We start from the raw sequence: 19,398 nt of genomic DNA on the forward strand, positions 1-19,398 counted from the left end.
ACATCTTGATGAAAAAAAGCCAAGTCAAGCCACGAAAAAAGCGATGAATATCATCGCTTTTTTCAAATGCGCGCCATAAAAGCCAATTATTGGCGATATTCGCTCATAAAGTCTCCAAAGTCAGTTAGGGCTTTTTCGAGTTCTTCTTTATAAGGTAAGAATACCACACGCAAGTGATCTGGCTCAGGCCAATTGAAGGCAGTACCTTGAGCGAGTAAGATTTTTTTCTCTTTCAATAAATCCAATACTAGGCGTTCATCATCGCGAATATTAAACTTCTTGTTGTCAAATTTAGGAAAAGCGTACAAAGCCCCCTTGGGCTTGGTCACACTGACCCCAGGGATCTGATTTAATAATTCATAACAAGTATCTCGCTGAAGGCAGAGCCGCCCACCGGGTTGGACTAATTCTTTAATACTTTGATAACCGCCCAGTGCCGTTTGAATCGCATGTTGGTTGGGTACATTGGAGCATAACCGCATGGAAGCGAGCATGTCTAGGCCTTCTTTATAGCTTTTTGCCGCTTTGAGATTCCCAGTTAGCATCATCCATCCAACTCGAAAGCCAGCAGCGCGGTAGCTTTTAGACAGGCCGTTAAAGGTGACGGTTAAAATATCATCCGACAAACTGGCTGCGGGAATATGAACGGCATCATCAAATAGAATTTTATCGTAAATCTCATCAGCAAATAAAATCAGATCATGCTGTCTGCACAGCTCAACAATATCAAGTAACACTGCTTTGGAGTACACCGCCCCTGTTGGGTTATTGGGATTAATTAAGACTAATCCACGGGTTCTAGGTGTTATTTTTTTCTTAATATCATCAAGATCAGGAAACCAATCTGAGCTCTCATCACAGCGATAATGAGCGGCATTGCCACCACAAAGGTGCACTGCGGCCGTCCATAAAGGATAATCAGGAGAAGGCACTAGGACTTCATCCCCATTATTGAGTAACCCTTGCATGGCCATGACAATAAGCTCGGACACACCATTGCCGATATAAATGTCGTCTATATCTACACCAAAAATAGATTGTGATTGATAATGCTGAACAATGGCTTTGCGAGCAGAAAATAACCCTTTTGATTCACTGTAACCTTGGGCACTGGGTAAATTGGCGATGACATCGCGAACGATCTCTTCTGGTGCTTCAAAACCAAAGGGGGCAGGGTTGCCGATATTGAGCTTTAAGATCCGATGACCTTCATCTTCGAGTCGCTTTGCTTCTTTATGAACTGGTCCACGAAGGTCGTAACAAACAGCATCCAGCTTGTTGGATTTGATGATTGGGCGCATTTACACCTCGAAAATGCAAAAAAAATATAAAGCCAAAATGTTCGACTTCACGGTATATAGCGAGACCATAACGAAAAACCGCTATTTTTGAAAGTATTTTATTCATGTTAAGTTGTAAATAAATGGAATTTAATACTAATAAAAAGAAAACAATCGGATAATTTAGAGTTTAATTCTAAATTTATATTATAGTTTAGTTTGTTTGACTGCTTTTTGCCTAGACTAAAGGCGTTAGACGTATTTTTACATATCATAAGGTTGTTTGTTTGTGAGAAGAGGATTAGAAGGCATTTTTTCTTTTACAAGAGTACGCCTTGAATGACGTACTCTAAAAACAGGCATCTTGAAGTATCATGGGTATCGAGATTAAATAACGGTTAAATAGATGCAGAAGAAATGGCTGGTGGCACCACCCAGCACAAATAGGTGCCAAATGGCATGATTAAAAGGGATTGTTTTGATGACGTAAAAAATAACCCCTAGAGTATAAAATACCCCACCTGCGATGAGTAAGTTAAAACCTAGCGGTGTTAATTGTGCAATGAGTTCACTGAGTATGGTGATACACAACCACCCCATGCCTAAATATAAAGACAAACTGAATACTTTAAAGCGGCCAGTAAAAAAAATCTTGAACAAGACCCCTACGAGGGCTAATAGCCAAATGGCCAGTAAAATGAGATCGGATTGAATGCCTTTAATGCTGATCAACATTAAGGGGGTATATGTGCCTGCAATGAGAATATAAATGGCACAATGATCGGCAATTTTAAATTGACGTTTCCAATATTGAGTTTTGGCATTGTGGTATAACGTGGAGCAGAGAAACAAAAAAATAATGCTAAAACAATATAATATGACCCCACTAAGTGGTAAGGGACTGAGTGTATCATACCCTTTATAGACACTTAAAAATAACGCAACGATACCACCTAGCACACCGAGTCCATGACTGAGTGTATTGGCTCTTTCTTCATTCAGACTGTACTCCCCAACTGGGGGCATGTTGTTTTGTAATTGGGGATCACTTACTGAATAAGGGGAGTGGGACGCTTTTTTGGCTAACTGCTTTATAGGCATAGTGTTTTCTGGTTTGACCTGTTATTGAGCAGTGTAACAGCATTCAATCAGTTTGAATACCATTTAAGCGTACAGGTGTATGCTATAAATGGGGTGTTAGCGTTTACATATTAATAATAAAAAGAAAAGTTAGGGAGCTAAACAGTGCTTTATAGTCATTAAGTTGTATGTTGTGTTAAGTAAATAGCTATTTGAGGGGGTAATATTTAATACTTTTGGTTGAGGCTAGCAATACAGTTTTGAGCGATATTTTTTTAAACATTAAATTAAATTAACCTTTGTAAATTATTTGATGTAAAACTGGATGTTGTTATATTGATATAGAAATAAAGCGATTAACTTGAGTGGAACAATATAATAAAAACAATTTCTAATTATTTTTATTATTTCGTTAATTAATTAAATTAATGATCTTTATCAGTGACTTTATTTATCATATAAAGAAGAACTCTTTTAAATAAAAATAAATAGGTTGTTGATATTAAATTCAATCGGTTTGAGGGTGATGTTATGAATAACTTAAATAAAAAATATAATTCTTCATTTATTATGCTTAAAATATTGTTATTGCTTGCTTTTCTTGTTATTTTCCAATCTATCAATCTTGCGAAAGCATCAGAGTGTGATGACAATGAATGTGCTTATTTTTTCCCCATGGCAGAAAATAGGTCTGGAGTACATTATTTTAGAACGACAGAAACTCATTTACATCAACAAGAGCTTTGGGAGTCCATGAATGGTATTGGATTTGACGATGACGTAGAAGAAAAGTATAGGCAACGTAGTGTACTCAGTACACAGTTAAATAATACTAATCATTTAATTGCCATTGGTTATGGTCTCCATACAAAGACTTATTCTTATACAAGTGTTGATGGTAACCAATGGAAAAGTTTACGTTTCCCTTATGAAAATGACCAGGTGAATTTTGCTAGTTTATTTGAGGCAAATGGGCAGATTTTTTCTGTATTGGGCGCAGATTGTGCCGAGAATGATTGGGATGGGCCACATCACTACTGGACAGTGGAATATTACAGAAGAGCGCAACATTACGATAATATTCAACGTTGTGATACCTTAGCGTTTTTTCAATTACAAGCTGTTAATGGTAGCGCGACACATGAATGGGTATTATTGTACGAACTGAGTGGATTGGGCGCGACGTCCTCAGATGTCCAAGTGATGGATGCTGATGGTACGGATCGTGTTTTTTTGGCTGTGCAAACATTAAATATGGTTAAGGTATTGTCAAGCAGTAATCCCGTTGAAAATAATTGGAATGTGAATAACCTTAATGTTAATTCGGGGCACTTTCCTATGGGGTTATCATTTGCTCAAACCGATAATTTAGCCCTTTATCTAAGCTTGCGACAAGATTCGCATCTTATTCAAAGTGGAATATCAATACAGTTTCATAGCGATGATTTAGGAGAAACATGGGCATCTACTGAGCTTAATATCACAGATAATAATGGTGTTCGTGGGGATATGTTCAGTTTGACGACTTTGTTTGGTCAACATTATGGTGTTGCAACTGAACTTTGGTCCGGTACACAAACTGTACGTGATCGGGATGATTATGATAGGTCATTACTGAAAGGGGAGCAGTGTGTTAGTGCTCCTAGCTGTGACATAGGGCTTAGTAATGGCTCAGGTGATATTTCTGTTATATCGAGTACTGATTTAGGGGATGGAACATTTGAGGTGTGCCGTCTTCAAAGTCATTGCGGTCAAATTTTCACTCAAGTACACGCACAATCTGTGCCTGATATGTCCAACTTTGTCTCTTTTTATCCTGCTACTGGAATGATCACTAGTTTAGATATTTCATTGGGGTTATCGAAACACAGGCCTGTGATGTTTAAGCCTAGTGGTGTTGGCTGTTCATTAGCGGGTTGTGATTTACCCACTAGCCCAGAGTCTAGCCGTCATTTAATGATATTATTACCCGATGTAAATGATGGCAATAAGCTTAAAATTCATCGATTAATGAAAAATATTGATAATGTTGACACCTCAAGTGATACTCAATACGTACTTACACATTATTGGGAAACCATTACGTTACCTTTTGGTGAGTCATACATGGATGAGAGCGGTAAAGTCTCCCCCGCTAATATTGTGCAGTATCATACCGGTATTGCTGTTATGTGGCAGGATGCAACTGATGGCCAATATTACATACGAACAACACGTGATCTTCATGAGCTAAATAAACTGGATAGTTGGACAGAGCCTGTTCAGGTTATCGAGGCTGAAGGGCTTTATTCGCAGACAAAGATAGTGTTTGCCCCTTACTCCGTTCCTACTTTGCATCAAGTGAATATGGTGCCCGCTTCGTCTTTTATTGAAGTACAACACTTTTCATCTGTGGGTATTGGTGATGGAAAGTTTGCTTTATATGAAGGACAGCATGATATATTTTCGGCATCGAAACAACGAGCAAGTGATTATATTTCCACAGTAAGTTATCAAGATGGCACTTATTTAGCCATGCCAAGGGATCCAAACTACATGGAGTTATGTCATATTGAACAACAATTATGTCAATTTCTCTCGTTTAATCCACATGATGGGCCATCGTTAGGAGTTAATGACACGCAGGATCATATGTATATGGCGTTTAGGGTTAAATCCGAAGAAGGTTTACCGACACAGATTAAGCTCAAGGTATCTGATGAGCCGATGAATAGAAGCGCTTGGGGAAAGCTCACCAACACTCCATATTTGACCGCTTATGGCCCTAGAATTGTGTTTGATAATGACAACGTGTGGTTAGTATTCAGTGATAGTTCGAACGGTGATGCATTGAGTCTCGATATTTTCGATATTGAAACCAATTCTTGGATGTTCAGTGAAAATGGCGGGATTGATGTCATGTCAGCGTTAGATTATATAGCGACTGGTACAAGTCCCAGTTTTATCTTTTATCACAATCATGAGTAAGATTTTTATTTATATTGATTGCATGCTGTAGTTAAAGGTATTGACTGCAGCATGCTTTACTTTTTTTATTTCAAATATTAATAAAGGAACTTAATATAAGGTTTTTGTTCTAAATGATCCTATTAGTTTAAAATTGATCATGGATAGAATCATTTATGCAACATGAAGGCTCTGAGGATCTCCCTATAATACAAGTAAATCAGAATCAAAAACAAGTAGCCTATCAATCATTGGGGCAGATGAATACATGGACTTTTACTGCTAAAAATAGTACGAAGCAAGAGCTTGTATGGGGAGAGTTGTATGGGATCTTATTCATCGTTGGTCTGTTTCATGTGCTGTTATTGTTAGGCCTAAATCAATTATGGCAACAAAATGTCGATAATAAGGGGGCCAAAAAGAAGCAAGCAGCCATAAAAAGCTACTTACATACTTCGCCCAATTCAAATACCATTTCTAATCCCAATCTTAAGTCTAAACCGCTTCTCGTTGAGACTCAGATAAGCATATCTTCAAGTTCAAAGGAGATCTTGCCACAAGAGGATGAGTCAAGTATCACTCAAAAAGTGGAGACTTTTGTTGAATCCAGTGATCTAAACGTTGTTGTGCCCACCAATGCTATTCATCCACTTCATAAACAAGATCATAAACAAGATGCGAATAAGAAAGAGGTAAAACATGAAGCTGAGAAAACACATAAAAAAGATTGGCTTGAAAATAGAGAACTTATCTCTCAAGCTGAGGGTTTTAGATTTGATGATAGGACGTCATTAGCGCAACGAACAGCCCAAGTGCTTGGGGACTTAGACGCGCGAGATCAACGGGTGAGTCAAGGGAGTTTACTTGATGACAATAGCTTGGCTTATTTACAACAGCAACAAGCTAGTCGTCTGAGTCAGCTTGCTGAGGAGCAAGCCGCATTGGCGACAAGTCAAGCAAGTTTAAGTGATATGACGCCAGCGCCACATGAGCTGAATGTGCCTCCATCCACTGAGCCATTAACTGGCTTGCCTCAAGTGCATGGTCAATTGATGGCGCCTAATCGTATTGTTCAAAAGGGGGATTTTTGTTATCGCATGATTAAAACACCAACACAAATCAACCCTAATGCGGAAATCGTATCAACCATCGGCTATCGTTGCAGCGCTGATGAGGATAAGAAAAATGTTCAAAATTTAATTAATCAGCGATTGAAACAACAAGATGTCGAGATTAATTGATATGAATTATTTTGATTAAAAAATTATTATTTATTTATATTATACATTTTTATTATTATTTATTAGACTGTTATGATTCATTAATATTGATTGGTTATATTTTTGAAGAGGTAAATAAAACCTTGTGAAGCTTAATGGTTTAGGCCTATACTGCCTGCATCTTGTCGGAGTGCCTTTATGGCTGAGACCGTTTATTCGGGATCCGTTGAACCTGATCAGGCTGAAACCTGCGAAGGAAACAAGCTGTATAATTGTTTTTCTTCCTAAGCCTTACTATTACGCTATGTAAGATGTAAGCTTTACGCTATGTTGTAGGCATGCTAATGAGCACGCTTTAATTGAGCCAATAAGGCCATAGACGGAAAATTTAGGTAGCAATTATTTTGGTGTCATTTTTACAATGCGCCCGCTGATCAACTCTCACCCCTCCTGACAAGCAACTTCATTTCTACTTTAAAGTGAGATTGCTAATGTCAAATCGTCGTGAAACCCGTGCCAATGCACAAGCTTTTATTGATTCTCTTAAGCCACTGCAACACCCTAATTCTGAAAAAATATATTTAAGCGGCAGTCGTGATGATCTCCGTGTGGGCATGCGTCAAATTCACCAAACAGATACCTTAGTGAGTGGCACCGAAGATGCGCCTGTGTTTGAGGCAAACCCACCGATCACTGTGTATGATTGTGCCGGCGCCTACTCAGATCCTGATGCACAAATTAATGTGCGTGCGGGCTTAAATAAGTTTCGTGAAACTTGGATAGATGAGCGTGATGATACTGAACAACTGGATTCAGTTAGCTCAGGTTTTACCCAGCAACGCCTCGCTGACGATGGACTCGATCACTTAAGATTTGAAACCTTATTACCGCCCCGTAAGGCCAAAGTGGGCAAATGCGTGACGCAATTGCATTATGCGCGTCAAGGTATTATTACTCCAGAGATGGAGTATATTGCCTTACGTGAAAACATGGCACGAGCGGAGGTCACGGATCCCATTCTTATTAAAAAAGATAAAGGTGAGAGTTTTGGCGCCGTCATTGGTGAGCTGATCACCCCTGAATTTGTCCGCAGCGAAGTGGCTCGCGGTCGCGCGATTATTCCGCTTAATATTAATCACCCTGAAGCGGAGCCGATGATCATTGGCCGTAACTTTTTAGTGAAAGTGAATGCCAATATTGGTAATTCGGCGGTGACGTCATCCATTGAAGAAGAAGTGGAAAAGTTGGTATGGTCAACCCGTTGGGGCGCCGATACGGTGATGGACTTATCAACGGGGCGTTATATTCATGAAACCCGTGAATGGATCATTCGCAACTCGCCTGTGCCTATCGGTACTGTGCCTATCTACCAAGCCCTTGAAAAAGTCAATGGTGTGGCCGAAGACTTAACCTGGGAAGTGTTTAGGGACACGCTTATTGAGCAAGCTGAGCAAGGGGTGGATTATTTCACTATCCATGCGGGTGTGTTGCTGCGTTATGTACCCATGACCGCTAAGCGCTTAACGGGCATGGTGTCACGGGGTGGCTCGATTATGGCCAAGTGGTGCTTATCACACCATAAAGAAAGCTTCCTTTACGAACATTTTAGAGAAATTTGTGAGCTTTGTGCTGCCTATGATGTGTCTTTATCCCTTGGGGATGGCATGCGTCCAGGCTGCATAGCAGACGCTAACGATGAAGCGCAATTTGCTGAGCTAGAAACCTTAGGCGAGTTGGTTAAAATCGCTTGGGAATACGATGTGCAAACCATTATCGAAGGCCCTGGTCATATTCCCATGAACCTCATCAAAGAGAACATGGACAAGCAGCTTGAGCATTGTGATGAAGCGCCGTTTTATACTTTAGGCCCACAAACCACAGATATTGCCCCGGGATACGATCATTTTACCTCAGGTATTGGTGCGGCCATGATAGGTTGGTACGGCTGCGCTATGCTGTGTTATGTCACGCCTAAAGAGCATTTAGGCCTGCCAAATAAAGAAGATGTAAAGCAAGGATTGATTGCTTATAAAATTGCGGCCCATGCTGCCGATGTGGCGAAAGGTCATCCAGGCGCGCAGGTACGAGACAATGCCTTGTCCAAAGCCCGTTTTGAGTTTCGCTGGGAAGATCAATATAACTTAGGGCTTGATCCTGATACGGCCAGAGCCTACCACGATGAGTCATTGCCGCAAGAGTCGGCGAAAGTCGCACATTTTTGCTCCATGTGTGGCCCAAAATTTTGCTCGATGAAGATCACTCAAGATGTGCGTGATTATGCGGCGACCCTTGAAGCTAATGCCAGTACTGAGCAGGTGGTTCAAACGGTATCGATTGAGAGTCATAGCGATTTTAAAGCGAAAGTGAGCACGCAAGACCTGGCTGAGCAGGGGATGGCACAAATGTCAAAAGCGTTTAAGGCTCAAGGCGCCGAGCTTTATCATGAAGCTGGAAAAGCCGTCTTTTCTGATGAGCACTTGGGTAATCAGCACTGTGAAAAAGATACTGATGTAAAACAGGCTGAAAAATCCCAAGCGCTTGCTGTTGATGAGGTATAACCATGGTCAAGGCAGATTTATCTGAGCCTAAACCTATCGTCTGGACCATTGCCGGTTCAGACAGTGGTGGCGGAGCGGGTATTCAAGCGGATCTTGCTTGCATGCAAGACTTAGGTTGTCATGCTTGCTCTGTTATAAGCACCATCACGGCGCAAAGTTCAGTGGCGGTGAGCTTAGTCGAAGGGGTGTCAGAGGCGATGCTGCTGGCCCAGCTCAACACCTTGCTGGATGATTTGCCGCCTAAGGCCATTAAAATTGGTTTGCTGAGTGATCAAGCACAATTGTTGCTGGTGGCCAATTGGCTTAGGGAGACATTGGCTGTATATCAGGCACATACTGAGCAGTTTGTGCCCGTTATTTTAGATCCTGTCATGTTTGCCAGTTGTGGTGATACACTCTCTACACCAGCGCTTGAGTCGCTCGACTTTAGTTGTTTTAAAGGCCTATTGACCTTAATTACCCCAAATGGAGCAGAATTAAGCGTATTGGCAGGTGAGGGGGTGGATGAAAGCACAGGGTTAACCAATATTGCCGCCTGCTTACTGGCAGCTCAGCAATTGGCGATGGACTTAGATTGCGCCGTGTTAGCGAAAGGGGGCGATAAAGGCGGGACATGGGATAGTGATTGGGCCCATGATATTTTTGTTTGTGGTCAAGTGCCTGAAGTGTCACTTGATCATCAAAATAGTCGCTTTTTATTGACAGGCCAGCGAATTGATACCATTAATAACCATGGTACGGGTTGCACGCTATCTTCTGCAATTGCAGCAACAATGGCATCAGGTTTTGTCCTGCATGATGCCATCGTGCTGGCTAAGGCTTACGTCAGTGCAGGGCTCAAAGACAGTGAGCAGCTTGGAGTCGGTCCTGGCGTGTTAGCCAGAATGGGTTGGCCGAGTCATTTGAGCGATTTCCCCAGTATTCTCAAATTGCCCCCTTATTCGTTGAACAGTGAAGATCCCCGGCAATATATGACAGCGGCATTAATGGCTTCGCGCTATGCTCATCTCAATGAGCTTAGGTTAAATGAGCGAGTTGCCAATAAGCTCACCACAATCGATAAACCTTTTAACGTTATCGAGGGCCCGTTGGGGTTATATCCTGTGGTGGATGATGTGGATATGCTCGCCAGTTTATTAGCGGCAGGCACGCAAACCATTCAGCTTCGCATTAAATGTACCAGTGAACAAGACGATCCTTTGCTTGAAGAAAAAATCATGCAGGCCGTGGCATTAGGTCAGCAATATGAGGCACGAGTATTCATTAATGATCACTGGCAATTAGCTATCAAGCATGGTGCTTATGGGGTGCATTTAGGTCAAGAAGATCTGGCTTTTGTGGACTTACCTGCATTGAGTGAGGCCAATATTGCCCTTGGCGTGTCCAGTCACAGCTATTTTGAATTGCTGCTAGCCAGTCAATTGGCACCGTCGTACTTAGCGCTGGGGCATATTTTCCCCACCACGACGAAAGTGATGCCGTCATTGCCACAAGGGCTAAATAAGCTTAGTTGTTATGTGTCTTTGATGAAAGGGCATTATCCGCTGGTGGCCATCGGCGGTATCGATGATGATCGACTTGAGCAAGTGAAAGCAACGGGTGTGGATGATATTGCGGTGGTCAGAGCGATTACCCAAGCGTCATCACCTGCAACGGCTTTTACTCGTTTATCTCAACGGTGGGCCCAATCATGAACAAAGCAGCCATGAGTAAAACAGTCATGAACAAAACAGTCGTGAATGAAGCAGGCAAGGACAAGGAAGGCATAAGTAAAGTAAATTTAAAGCAGTCTAGTTCACACTCATCGCCTCCAAAGGGGCTGAGTGCCAAAGATTTTATTCGCTATTCTCGTCAAGTGTTATTACCTGAAGTGGGTGAAGCGGGGCAATGTCAGCTGCAACATAGTCATGTGATTATCGTGGGGGTTGGCGGTCTTGGGCATTTGGCGGCGCAATATCTGGCTGCGGCAGGTGTTGGGCGCTTAACCCTGATTGATGGTGATAAGGTCGAAGTGTCTAATTTACCTCGTCAGTTACTTTTTAGTGATTCGGATCTAGGGCAATACAAAGCTCGCTGCGCTCAAGTCAAGTTGCAACGTGCTTATGTGGATTGTGATATTGAGGCAATCGAATGTTATTTGGATGAGGAGGCGGTTGATCTTCCATCCATTCGCTCGGGGTTAGCCAATGCTGACCTAGTACTGGATTGTACAGATAATTTTACTACTCGCCATCTTGTTAATCGTTTATGTGTTCAATCCCAGACGCCACTCATTTCGGCGTCTGCTGCGCACTTTCAAGGTCAGCTGCTACAAGTGGATATAGTGAGATCACCGAGTGCGGGTTGTTATCATTGTTTATTTCCCAGTGAGATGCAAGTCAGTCAAACCTGCAGCACTGTGGGGGTGTTAGGGCCTATGGTGGGCGTGATGGCGTCGATGCAAACGCTGCTTGCGGTCAATACCTTACTGGGTATTGAGCCCAGCCTTGAGCGCTCTTTTCAGTTAAGAAGCAGCCCTGAGCCAGAAAGCCTCAGTCAATTATGGCGGCTCAATGGTAAAACCTTAGACTGGCAAGTGGCCAAGCGGCAGCGGGATCCTCACTGTCCGGTCTGTGCAACGTACCTATGGAGTGACTTATCGGCGAATCCCCAAGCGCCGTCAGCCTCATTAGCAGAAGACACGGAAGGGGTAGCGTCTCATATAACCGAGCCAATCGCTGAAAATTCAGCCAAGAGAGAAAATCATACGCAAAGTGAACGAAGGAGTGCATGATGAATGAGAATAACATTCTTGAAAAAATGATCTATTTCAATGATAAGGCTGTCAATATTCAAGCCCAGTTCACGTTAATGCAATTGCTTAAGCAGCAAAGTATTGATCCACTGAGTGTTGCGCTCGTCGTTAATCAAGGCGTGGTACCTCGCAGTCTTTGGCAGACTCAAGTTTGCCAGAATGAGGACCGAATTGATGTGTTTACTGTTGTCGCGGGAGGGTAATATGTTAAAAATTGCCGATGTGATGTTTCATTCACGCTTATTAACCGGAACAGGTAAGTTTCGCTCCAGCAGAGATATGCTGGCGTCCTTAAATGCGTCTCGCTCTGAACTGGTGACCATGGCCATGAAGCGTTTGGATTTAGTGGAAGGCTCGGAGGATATATTAGCACCCCTAAAGCAAAGTGGAGTGAAGTTATTGCCTAATACGGCGGGGGCACGCAACGCTAAAGAGGCAGTGTTTGCTGCCGAATTGGCCAAAGAGGTATTGGGTACGCATTGGGTGAAGCTTGAAATTCACCCGGATCCTAAATACTTGATGCCCGATCCTATCGAAACTTTAGAAGCGGCTCGAATATTATGCGATAAGGGTTTTGTGGTGTTGCCTTATATTCATGCCGATCCGGTATTATGCCGCCGTTTAGAGGAAGTCGGCTGCGCCGCAGTGATGCCACTGGGCAGTCCCATTGGCTCAAATCAAGGCTTAAGGACTGAGGATTTTTTACGCATTATTATTGAACAATCGAGTGTGCCTGTGATTGTGGACGCGGGGATCGGTGCGCCTTCTCAGGCCTGTCAAGCCATGGAGATGGGGGCCGATGCAGTATTGGTTAATACCGCCATTGCCAGTAGCCCTCAGCCTGAGGTGATGGCGCGCTGCTTTGCTAATGCGGTGAAAACCGGAAGAGAAGCCTATATGGCAGGACTCGGCGCGGTCTCGACCCATGCAGTCAATACCAGTCCATTGACGGGGTTTTTAAAGCAAGGCTAGTTTAGTGAGAAAGTTTAGTGAGACATGAGTCACTTTTTTAAATGACGATAGTGTCAAATAAATAGAGCTTAATGAAGTTTTTAGCTCATTAGTTTTTAAATTATACCTTATAAACAGTGGATTAAGTGATGAGTTTTATTGATGTCTTCAAAGGTATTCCTCAAGCTGAATTAAAATTGGCCTTATATTCCACCACGGCGGAACAGGTTGAGCGTGCCTTACTGCAGCCCAGAGGTAACCTTGAGAGTTTATTGGCGCTCTTATCGCCTGCTGCTGAGCCTTATATTGAGCAAATGGCCACGCAGTCAGTGGCACTGACTCGTCAGCGTTTTGGGGCGAACATTGGCATGTTTTTACCCCTGTATGTATCGAATTTATGTGCCAATGAATGTGATTATTGTGGTTTTAGCATGAGTAATAAGCTCAAGCGTAAAATACTCAATGCTGATGAGCTAAATGATGAAATGGCGCTCATTAAAGCCATGCATTACGATTCCATTTTATTGGTGTCTGGCGAGCATGAAACCAAAGTGGGGGTTGATTATTTCAGTCAAGTATTGCCTCAGGTGAAACAGCACTTTAATCATGTGGCAATTGAAGTTCAGCCCATGTCGGTCAATGATTACACGACCTTGGTTGAACAAGGCTTAGATGCGGTGATGGTGTATCAAGAAACCTATCAGAGGCAGACCTACGCGGCGCATCATACTCGTGGTAAAAAGCAAGATTTTGCCTACCGGCTCAAGACGCCAGACAGAGTGGCGCAGGCCGGTGTCGATAAAATTGGCTTAGGGGTGTTACTGGGTCTAGATGACTGGCGCCTCGATGCATTATTGATGGGGCATCACTTATCGTATTTAGAGCAAACCTATTGGCGTAGCCGTTACAGTATTTCCCTACCGAGGCTGCGTCCTTGCACGGGGGGCATTGAGCCTAAAGTGGCGTTAACGGATTTGGGGTTAGTGCAAATGATCTGCGCTTTTCGTTTGTTTAATCATGAATTGGAAATCAGCTTATCGACGCGGGAATCGCCGCAACTTCGTGATAATCTGTTTCCACTGGGCGTCACCCACGCCAGCGCGGCTAGTTCGACCCAGCCGGGGGGTTACAGCAATCCTGCTACTGAGCTGGATCAGTTTGAAATAAGCGATGAGCGCAGCGCCAATCAAGTGGCCCATGCCATGATGAATAAAGGACTCAATCCAGTGTGGAAGGACTGGGAAAGGGCATGGGGGTAGGCCCTTTCAAATGAAAGGGTTGCATTATTCATGTTGTTTCAATGGGTTTGAATGAGGGAAGTTTTAGCTTATTGCTTATTGCTTATTGCTTATTGCTTATTGTTTTGAATTGCTTGCCGCAGGCTTTTTATCTATTAAGCTTCGCTTAATGGTAAGTCGTGAGTTCCCACTCACACTGGGGTAAAGAGGATTGCTCGTCCTTATCCTCTTTACAATCTCCATAACGCCCAACGGATCAATGCACTTCTATATTCGATCCACAAAAATAGCTACCGCCTTATATTCACTGTCCCTAGTTTAACTAAGGCTATTTTCGACGTCCTGTCTCAATCACGCCATTTTTTATCGAATCTTAGAAGCTGCTCCAATGGGGAGTTAACGTTAAAAGCAAAGCGGTGGGTTTCTTCGAATTGGAAGGGGAACATTATTTATTTTACTTCAATGGGTTGGTTCAGTGTTTTTTTCATTGTTTAGTCTGATTTTTTGAATTACCTGCGGTAGGCTAAGGTCGTGGATTTCCATCCACACTGGATCAAAAGGGGAACAACAGCAATCCCCTCATGGATCTCCTGTGCCGCCTCAGACGGAGTTATATTTCCTCATTCATTATCAAGAATATTTTAACGTTTCCGATGGAGCGTCCTGCCCCCCGAAAATCTCATTGAAGGGGGCAGTAAAATCTATGCAATGTACAAAGATACTCTTGGTCATGTAGAAGTAGATATTGGCTACTTTAATAGTATTCTTGGCTCTCCGGCGATAAAAAATACTAGAAATATAAAGCAGGCATACTACTCGTTTAAATCACCTGAAGAAATGGTGAACTGTCACCTGTAGAGTTTGAATATTCTCAACTTAAAGTGTCCAATTTGGGTTGACCAGTACAAAAATGCATGGTCGGCTATTTTCCCGATGTTATTGAATTATCTCAAGGCTAAGAAATAGGGCAATATCAAAAAATAATATTTAGCCCTTAGGGTAAATATTATTTAGACACAGCAGGACCTTAAAATTTTACATTTTTGTCAGTTATTGCTAAGTATTTATTAAAAATATAGCATGAGCACTGCTAATACAAACTATAGAAACTCTTTGCATTTTTCTATATGTTTAATCGCGTGACCGACAGTATTTATCTCATCAAGGCTATCAACAAGCAATCCCTTAGATTGACTTCTTGCGATTTCATGGACAGCCTTAAGTATTGATTTTTGTAATCCGTTTAATGCATCATTATCGTAATCGCTACTGCTTCCCTCTTGCAGAGTTGGTCCTTCTATATCTGGGTAGCTCGTTCTTTTAACATTTGAGAATACCGACCAAAACGGCGTCGCATTTTTATCTCTATCTGTTAGATTATCGAATTCCCATAGCTCAGAAAGTGTTTTAATAAATGAACTATGATCATGTACGCCATTCACAATGGTATTTTTTTCGATGTAGGGAGAAATCATAACCATAGGAACCCGAACCCCATAGCGATTAAACTCAAAGTCTTTTTGACCCTTCATTCCTTCAACAGGCGCAACCGCGCTAGGCGGAGAGACATGATCAAAACACCCGCCATGTTCGTCATGGGTAATAATCAGCAAGATATCATCGCGCTGCGAACTATTTTTCACCGCGTTATAAACATCTGCAATTAATTTCTCACCGAGTAATACTGAGCCGTCTCGGGTAGGTTTATGCTCTGCTGAGGGGTGCTGATCATTATGCTGACCAAAAAACTTAGGTTCAATAAAACTGTAATCTGGCAGCGTACCATTTTTAGCATCATCTAAAAAATTATCGAAACTAAGCTTAGTATCGTTAAGATAATCAATGCCATTGACCACACAAGTAAGAGGAAATAAATCTGCATAGATAGTATAAGACTTGCTCTTACTTTTTAGCCGATCAAACAATGTAGGTTGTGACCATACGTCTTTTGTCCAGTTTAAAAAGCTTTCTGCAGATTCCAAAAAACCTCCACCTTCGCCCACGGCATTAATCACCTTTCCTCCAGACGTTGACGCATGCCAAAATGCTCTATTACACCAAGTTTGGCTCGGAACCGAACAAAACCAATGATCAAATACAGCAAACTCTTTTGCCAGCGTGCTTAGCACAGGTACTTTATCGGCTTTAAAGCATTGCATGATTTGGCTGTATTCCGCTTCACTAGGAACTTCGTCATTCAATGCTTGTAGGGTATTGATGTAGTCATTGACAAAGCCCTTCATTGCGGGGGATTTTGGCATAGGAGCCGGAATATTATACGGCGACTTCATCTTGCTTTGGTCAATGCCGATATTATCGGTATCAATACAATTAAATAACTGGGTATTAATATGTTGATACTCCTCCCCAGGATCAGGAAAGGGTTGATGATAAGAATCGGCTGAGGCTACTTCAATCGACTTATTTTTTGCAACTCGACTAGGCACAGGATTAGAAATGGACTTACCCTGTAGGCCTTCAAAGGATTTACCTTTTGGTACTCCGCTTTCATAAAGATAACCTAATAGATTATCGAAAGAGCGATTCTCAAGCATGAGAACAACAACATTTTTAAATATACTTTTATTATCCACAATTATTTTTCCAATATTCGTTTGTATAAATTAGTTTAGTAATTAATTTATATTTTTTGAAACTAATATTAAATGAGAGCGCGCCAAGACTGATAGTGACAATCTTTTTGCTGGTGGCGATTTAACTATGGAGTACTAACAATAGGGGGCACTTGGTTGATTTTAGTGCTCAAATTTTGGCTTATTGAGCGGTTTGAGCATACCTAGCGAACAATACTCGAGCATGTTCTTCTTTTTATGGTAATAGCGGAAGCCCTTTTGAAAATGACAAATACAATTCTCTAGTTGGAGGAGGGAAGTGGGAGTTTCAAAAGGTTATCACCTTAGCCAAGACTATTTTAGGTATACCCTAATCATGAGTGTAATATGATGTAATATATTTTCTATTCTCTATTTTCTACAGTTTAATCGAGTAATAAATAAGGAAATAGAATATGACTGTAGAAATTTACAAATATGAGCTACACGATAAAGGTGCTTTTGATGTCAATCCCTATATCACTTATCAAGCTCCAGGTTCCAGTAAATGGATAAAAACTTCCCATGAAGGGACTATTCATGCTGGTCAATCTGAAATAGTCGACCCTAAAGGGTTAGGCGTTCCTGTAGGCTCAACAATGAAGTTGATTGTTCATGTTAATGCACAGCATGATCACAAAGCTTCTGAGGAGTTTTTATATGTTGATACTTCAGAGCAGCAAGCTAATTATAAAATAACAGGTACTGCTTTAAAAGCTCATTTGAATTACGAAGGAACAAGTTAAAATAATATTATTTACACAACAAGGACACTAACAAATAATCAAGACATATATGGATGCTCCCATTGAGTCAAGCTTGTTTTGACTTTTGAAAGCCAAAGAAACCTAGCCAAGGTCTAAATAGGCCTTGGCTATAAGCACTTAAAATTATCGGCAGCTTAAGTGTGACTGCGGGTGTGGCTGCTGGTCTCGGTTATCCCGATTTTTTTTGGTCGCAAAATGCTCAGCCATAGTACATCAAGTTTGCCATATCCATGTCGGTATTCGTCGCGATTATCACACTCGTGCAATGGTTTTTTCTCAAGTTTTACATCCAATATCAAAGTTTATCTAAATATTTATAGTTTATTAGTTGTTCATCATTTAGTGATTTATTTATTAGTGTTTTATTGTTGGCTTTGGTATTTTTTTTTAATAAAAATTGTCTTTTATTAAAGTCAATTAGCAAGTAATATTCTATTTTATTACTTTATGTAAGGTCACAGATGATATGGGAGGATATGGAAGTTAAATAAAGTTGATAATCATCAGTTGTTATAATGGATATCAAATTCGTTATTTAAACTAGTTATTAAAACTAATCATTTATTATATTGTGGAGTTCTAATATTTAAGGTGCTTATATTTCACCAATAAAAGGGAGAATATTATGATTGATAAAGTATAAAAACGGGTAACTTTTTATGTAAAATAGATATTGATTTACGCTACATTTAAACGAAATTGAAATTAATGATATAAAAATAAATAATATTTATTGGGTGTGAGCAACTCGATATTTTTATTAAAATCGATCGTCATATAAGTGGCAGGGCAAATATACAGGGAAAAAACAAAATGAATAAAGTTACTTTATTATTGCTAATAATTGTTCAATTACTGTTCGTTTCACAAGCCCGTGAAGCACTCACCAGTGAAGAGCTGATAGCAGCCTATCCGAGTATTTCAGCTGATAGCGAAAGGGCAGAAAATAAAGCGGTATTATGTCCATTCATAAGGATATTAGAAAGAGCGGGTTTGTTTGATTCTGAACACCCTGAAGATAATAGCGATATCATAGTCGGACTGATTGGTTTTACCGCAAAAGCAAAAGAGTTTGGTTGTGGTATTCTCGGCTGTGGCAGTGTGGCTACTTTAGTGTCAGCCGGGCAGTTAACCCATCCGTCGGACGTCTTTCATGGTAAGGCTCAAGTTGGTCATATTAATATTACCAATTTACACCAAGCCAGAGGTGTTGCTCATGAATGCGGCTTAACATTCAGTTATGGCGATACCGAAGTGAATGATGTCACCCGTAGGAATACGTTGGCAAAATTACTGGCTGAAGCTGATCCTCAGGGGCGTTTAAACCAGAATGATATTATGAAAGTGAAATTGGATATTTGTGCGGAACAAAATGTTGAAATAAGCAGGGCAGGTGAAGTTGAAGTTGGGCTGATTTTTAAATACCTGGGTGGTGAAGATCGTGGATATGTAGAATATGACGATATTGAACGTTTATTCAATGCCACCATGCCAAAAACCAAAGCGGTAGACTTGTTATAAATGAAAAGAGAATGACATTTCATAAGCCAAAGCTGTTTTGATTTTTTAAATAAAGCCCCGTCATCAAGGCCATAATTGGCCTTGATGACGGGGCTTTTTATTGACTAAAAAAACTGAACAACCAAGGCATCCAATATTATCCACTTTTTCTTGCGGCACTTTGAAGGGAATTTGGATATCTAAAAGGGCTATTTTCAGAAGCTATTTTCAAAAAACATTGCGTGTATGACTTGTTGCTATTTGAGGGGGGAATCTCAGTATGGCTCGCTAATACAATATATCGTTAAATCACTTTTCATTCTAGCTGAGACAGTCATTTTATATTGATTTAGCGATATCCTTTAAGCTTGCCCGTATAAGTGCTTAACTAAAAGTTATCGTATATTTTGATGGGTAATTATCCATGATGCTTTTTACACTCTTTTTAAGCG

General features: G+C 41.1%; 13 protein-coding genes and 1 riboswitch. Of the genes, 10 read left to right on the plus strand and 3 right to left on the minus strand.

Going from position 1 to position 19,398, the window contains the following annotated elements:
• Nucleotides 1–86: 86 nt before the first annotated feature.
• Both Q0976_RS22525 and Q0976_RS22530 read right to left on the minus strand, forming a co-directional pair.
• Nucleotides 87–1,301 (minus strand): pyridoxal phosphate-dependent aminotransferase, encoded by a 1,215-nt coding sequence (locus Q0976_RS22525; RefSeq protein ID WP_299496781.1) that lies wholly within the window; start codon nucleotides 1,299–1,301, stop codon nucleotides 87–89.
• A 366-nt stretch (nucleotides 1,302–1,667) separates the two neighbouring features.
• Complete coding sequence (locus tag Q0976_RS22530) at nucleotides 1,668–2,306, minus strand: hemolysin III family protein (protein ID WP_299496805.1); 639 nt, start codon at nucleotides 2,304–2,306, stop codon at nucleotides 1,668–1,670.
• A gap of 585 nt (nucleotides 2,307–2,891) precedes the next feature.
• Here Q0976_RS22530 and Q0976_RS22535 point away from each other — a divergent pair.
• The 8 genes from Q0976_RS22535 to thiH all read left to right on the plus strand — a co-directional run bounded on the left by Q0976_RS22535 (nucleotide 2,892) and on the right by thiH (nucleotide 14,088).
• Nucleotides 2,892–5,327: a hypothetical protein gene (locus Q0976_RS22535; RefSeq protein ID WP_299496783.1), complete on the plus strand. Its 2,436-nt coding sequence runs from the start codon at nucleotides 2,892–2,894 to the stop codon at nucleotides 5,325–5,327.
• Nucleotides 5,328–5,482: 155 nt separating this feature from the next.
• Complete coding sequence (locus Q0976_RS22540) at nucleotides 5,483–6,547, plus strand: hypothetical protein (RefSeq protein WP_299496785.1); 1,065 nt, start codon at nucleotides 5,483–5,485, stop codon at nucleotides 6,545–6,547.
• Nucleotides 6,548–6,702: 155 nt separating this feature from the next.
• A riboswitch (TPP riboswitch) is annotated at nucleotides 6,703–6,802 on the plus strand.
• 215 nt (nucleotides 6,803–7,017) lie between these two features.
• Nucleotides 7,018–9,084 carry a phosphomethylpyrimidine synthase ThiC gene (thiC, locus tag Q0976_RS22545; protein ID WP_299496786.1) on the plus strand — a complete coding sequence of 689 codons (2,067 nt, stop codon included), beginning with the start codon at nucleotides 7,018–7,020 and terminating at the stop codon, nucleotides 9,082–9,084.
• A gap of 2 nt (nucleotides 9,085–9,086) precedes the next feature.
• The gene (gene thiE / locus Q0976_RS22550; RefSeq protein ID WP_299496788.1) at nucleotides 9,087–10,778 is read left to right on the plus strand and encodes a thiamine phosphate synthase; all 1,692 of its coding nucleotides are present in this window, start codon (nucleotides 9,087–9,089) and stop codon (nucleotides 10,776–10,778) included.
• Nucleotides 10,775–11,857, plus strand: coding sequence for a HesA/MoeB/ThiF family protein (locus Q0976_RS22555; protein ID WP_299496790.1), 1,083 nt, complete (start codon nucleotides 10,775–10,777; stop codon nucleotides 11,855–11,857). Before thiE ends, Q0976_RS22555 begins: the two co-directional genes overlap by 4 nt.
• Nucleotides 11,854–12,081 (plus strand): sulfur carrier protein ThiS, encoded by a 228-nt coding sequence (gene thiS, locus Q0976_RS22560; RefSeq protein WP_299496792.1) that lies wholly within the window; start codon nucleotides 11,854–11,856, stop codon nucleotides 12,079–12,081. Before Q0976_RS22555 ends, thiS begins: the two co-directional genes overlap by 4 nt.
• A gap of 1 nt (nucleotide 12,082) precedes the next feature.
• Nucleotides 12,083–12,850, plus strand: a complete 768-nt coding sequence (locus Q0976_RS22565) for a thiazole synthase (protein ID WP_299496794.1) — start codon at nucleotides 12,083–12,085, stop codon at nucleotides 12,848–12,850.
• Nucleotides 12,851–12,978: 128 nt separating this feature from the next.
• Nucleotides 12,979–14,088: a 2-iminoacetate synthase ThiH gene (gene thiH / locus Q0976_RS22570; RefSeq protein ID WP_299496796.1), complete on the plus strand. Its 1,110-nt coding sequence runs from the start codon at nucleotides 12,979–12,981 to the stop codon at nucleotides 14,086–14,088.
• A 1,079-nt stretch (nucleotides 14,089–15,167) separates the two neighbouring features.
• On the opposite strand, the gene Q0976_RS22575 is transcribed toward thiH, so the two are convergent.
• Nucleotides 15,168–16,661: an alkaline phosphatase family protein gene (locus tag Q0976_RS22575; RefSeq protein WP_299496799.1), complete on the minus strand. Its 1,494-nt coding sequence runs from the start codon at nucleotides 16,659–16,661 to the stop codon at nucleotides 15,168–15,170.
• A 434-nt stretch (nucleotides 16,662–17,095) separates the two neighbouring features.
• On the opposite strand from Q0976_RS22575, the gene Q0976_RS22580 reads away from it, so the two are divergent.
• A complete protein-coding gene (locus Q0976_RS22580; RefSeq protein ID WP_299496801.1) occupies nucleotides 17,096–17,425 on the plus strand; it encodes a hypothetical protein in 330 nt (109 codons plus the stop codon).
• A gap of 834 nt (nucleotides 17,426–18,259) precedes the next feature.
• Entirely contained in the window at nucleotides 18,260–18,967 is a 708-nt protein-coding gene (locus tag Q0976_RS22585) for a hypothetical protein (RefSeq protein ID WP_299496803.1), read from the plus strand.
• Nucleotides 18,968–19,398: the final 431 nt, after the last annotated feature.

The organism is uncultured Shewanella sp. (assembly GCF_947501665.1).
In the GTDB taxonomy this organism is placed as follows: domain Bacteria; phylum Pseudomonadota; class Gammaproteobacteria; order Enterobacterales; family Shewanellaceae; genus Shewanella.

Bases quoted from the DNA above. Each gene is read 5' to 3' on its own strand.
- Q0976_RS22525 (WP_299496781.1), bottom strand. From the start codon at position 1,301: ATGCGCCCAATCATCAAATCCAACAAGCTGGATGCTGTTTGTTACGAC.
- Q0976_RS22530 (WP_299496805.1), bottom strand. From the start codon at position 2,306: ATGCCCCCAGTTGGGGAGTACAGTCTGAATGAAGAAAGAGCCAATACA.
- Q0976_RS22535 (WP_299496783.1), top strand. From the start codon at position 2,892: ATGAATAACTTAAATAAAAAATATAATTCTTCATTTATTATGCTTAAA.
- Q0976_RS22540 (WP_299496785.1), top strand. From the start codon at position 5,483: ATGCAACATGAAGGCTCTGAGGATCTCCCTATAATACAAGTAAATCAG.
- thiC (WP_299496786.1), top strand. From the start codon at position 7,018: ATGTCAAATCGTCGTGAAACCCGTGCCAATGCACAAGCTTTTATTGAT.
- thiE (WP_299496788.1), top strand. From the start codon at position 9,087: ATGGTCAAGGCAGATTTATCTGAGCCTAAACCTATCGTCTGGACCATT.
- Q0976_RS22555 (WP_299496790.1), top strand. From the start codon at position 10,775: ATGAACAAAGCAGCCATGAGTAAAACAGTCATGAACAAAACAGTCGTG.
- thiS (WP_299496792.1), top strand. From the start codon at position 11,854: ATGATGAATGAGAATAACATTCTTGAAAAAATGATCTATTTCAATGAT.
- Q0976_RS22565 (WP_299496794.1), top strand. From the start codon at position 12,083: ATGTTAAAAATTGCCGATGTGATGTTTCATTCACGCTTATTAACCGGA.
- thiH (WP_299496796.1), top strand. From the start codon at position 12,979: ATGAGTTTTATTGATGTCTTCAAAGGTATTCCTCAAGCTGAATTAAAA.
- Q0976_RS22580 (WP_299496801.1), top strand. From the start codon at position 17,096: ATGACTGTAGAAATTTACAAATATGAGCTACACGATAAAGGTGCTTTT.
- Q0976_RS22585 (WP_299496803.1), top strand. From the start codon at position 18,260: ATGAATAAAGTTACTTTATTATTGCTAATAATTGTTCAATTACTGTTC.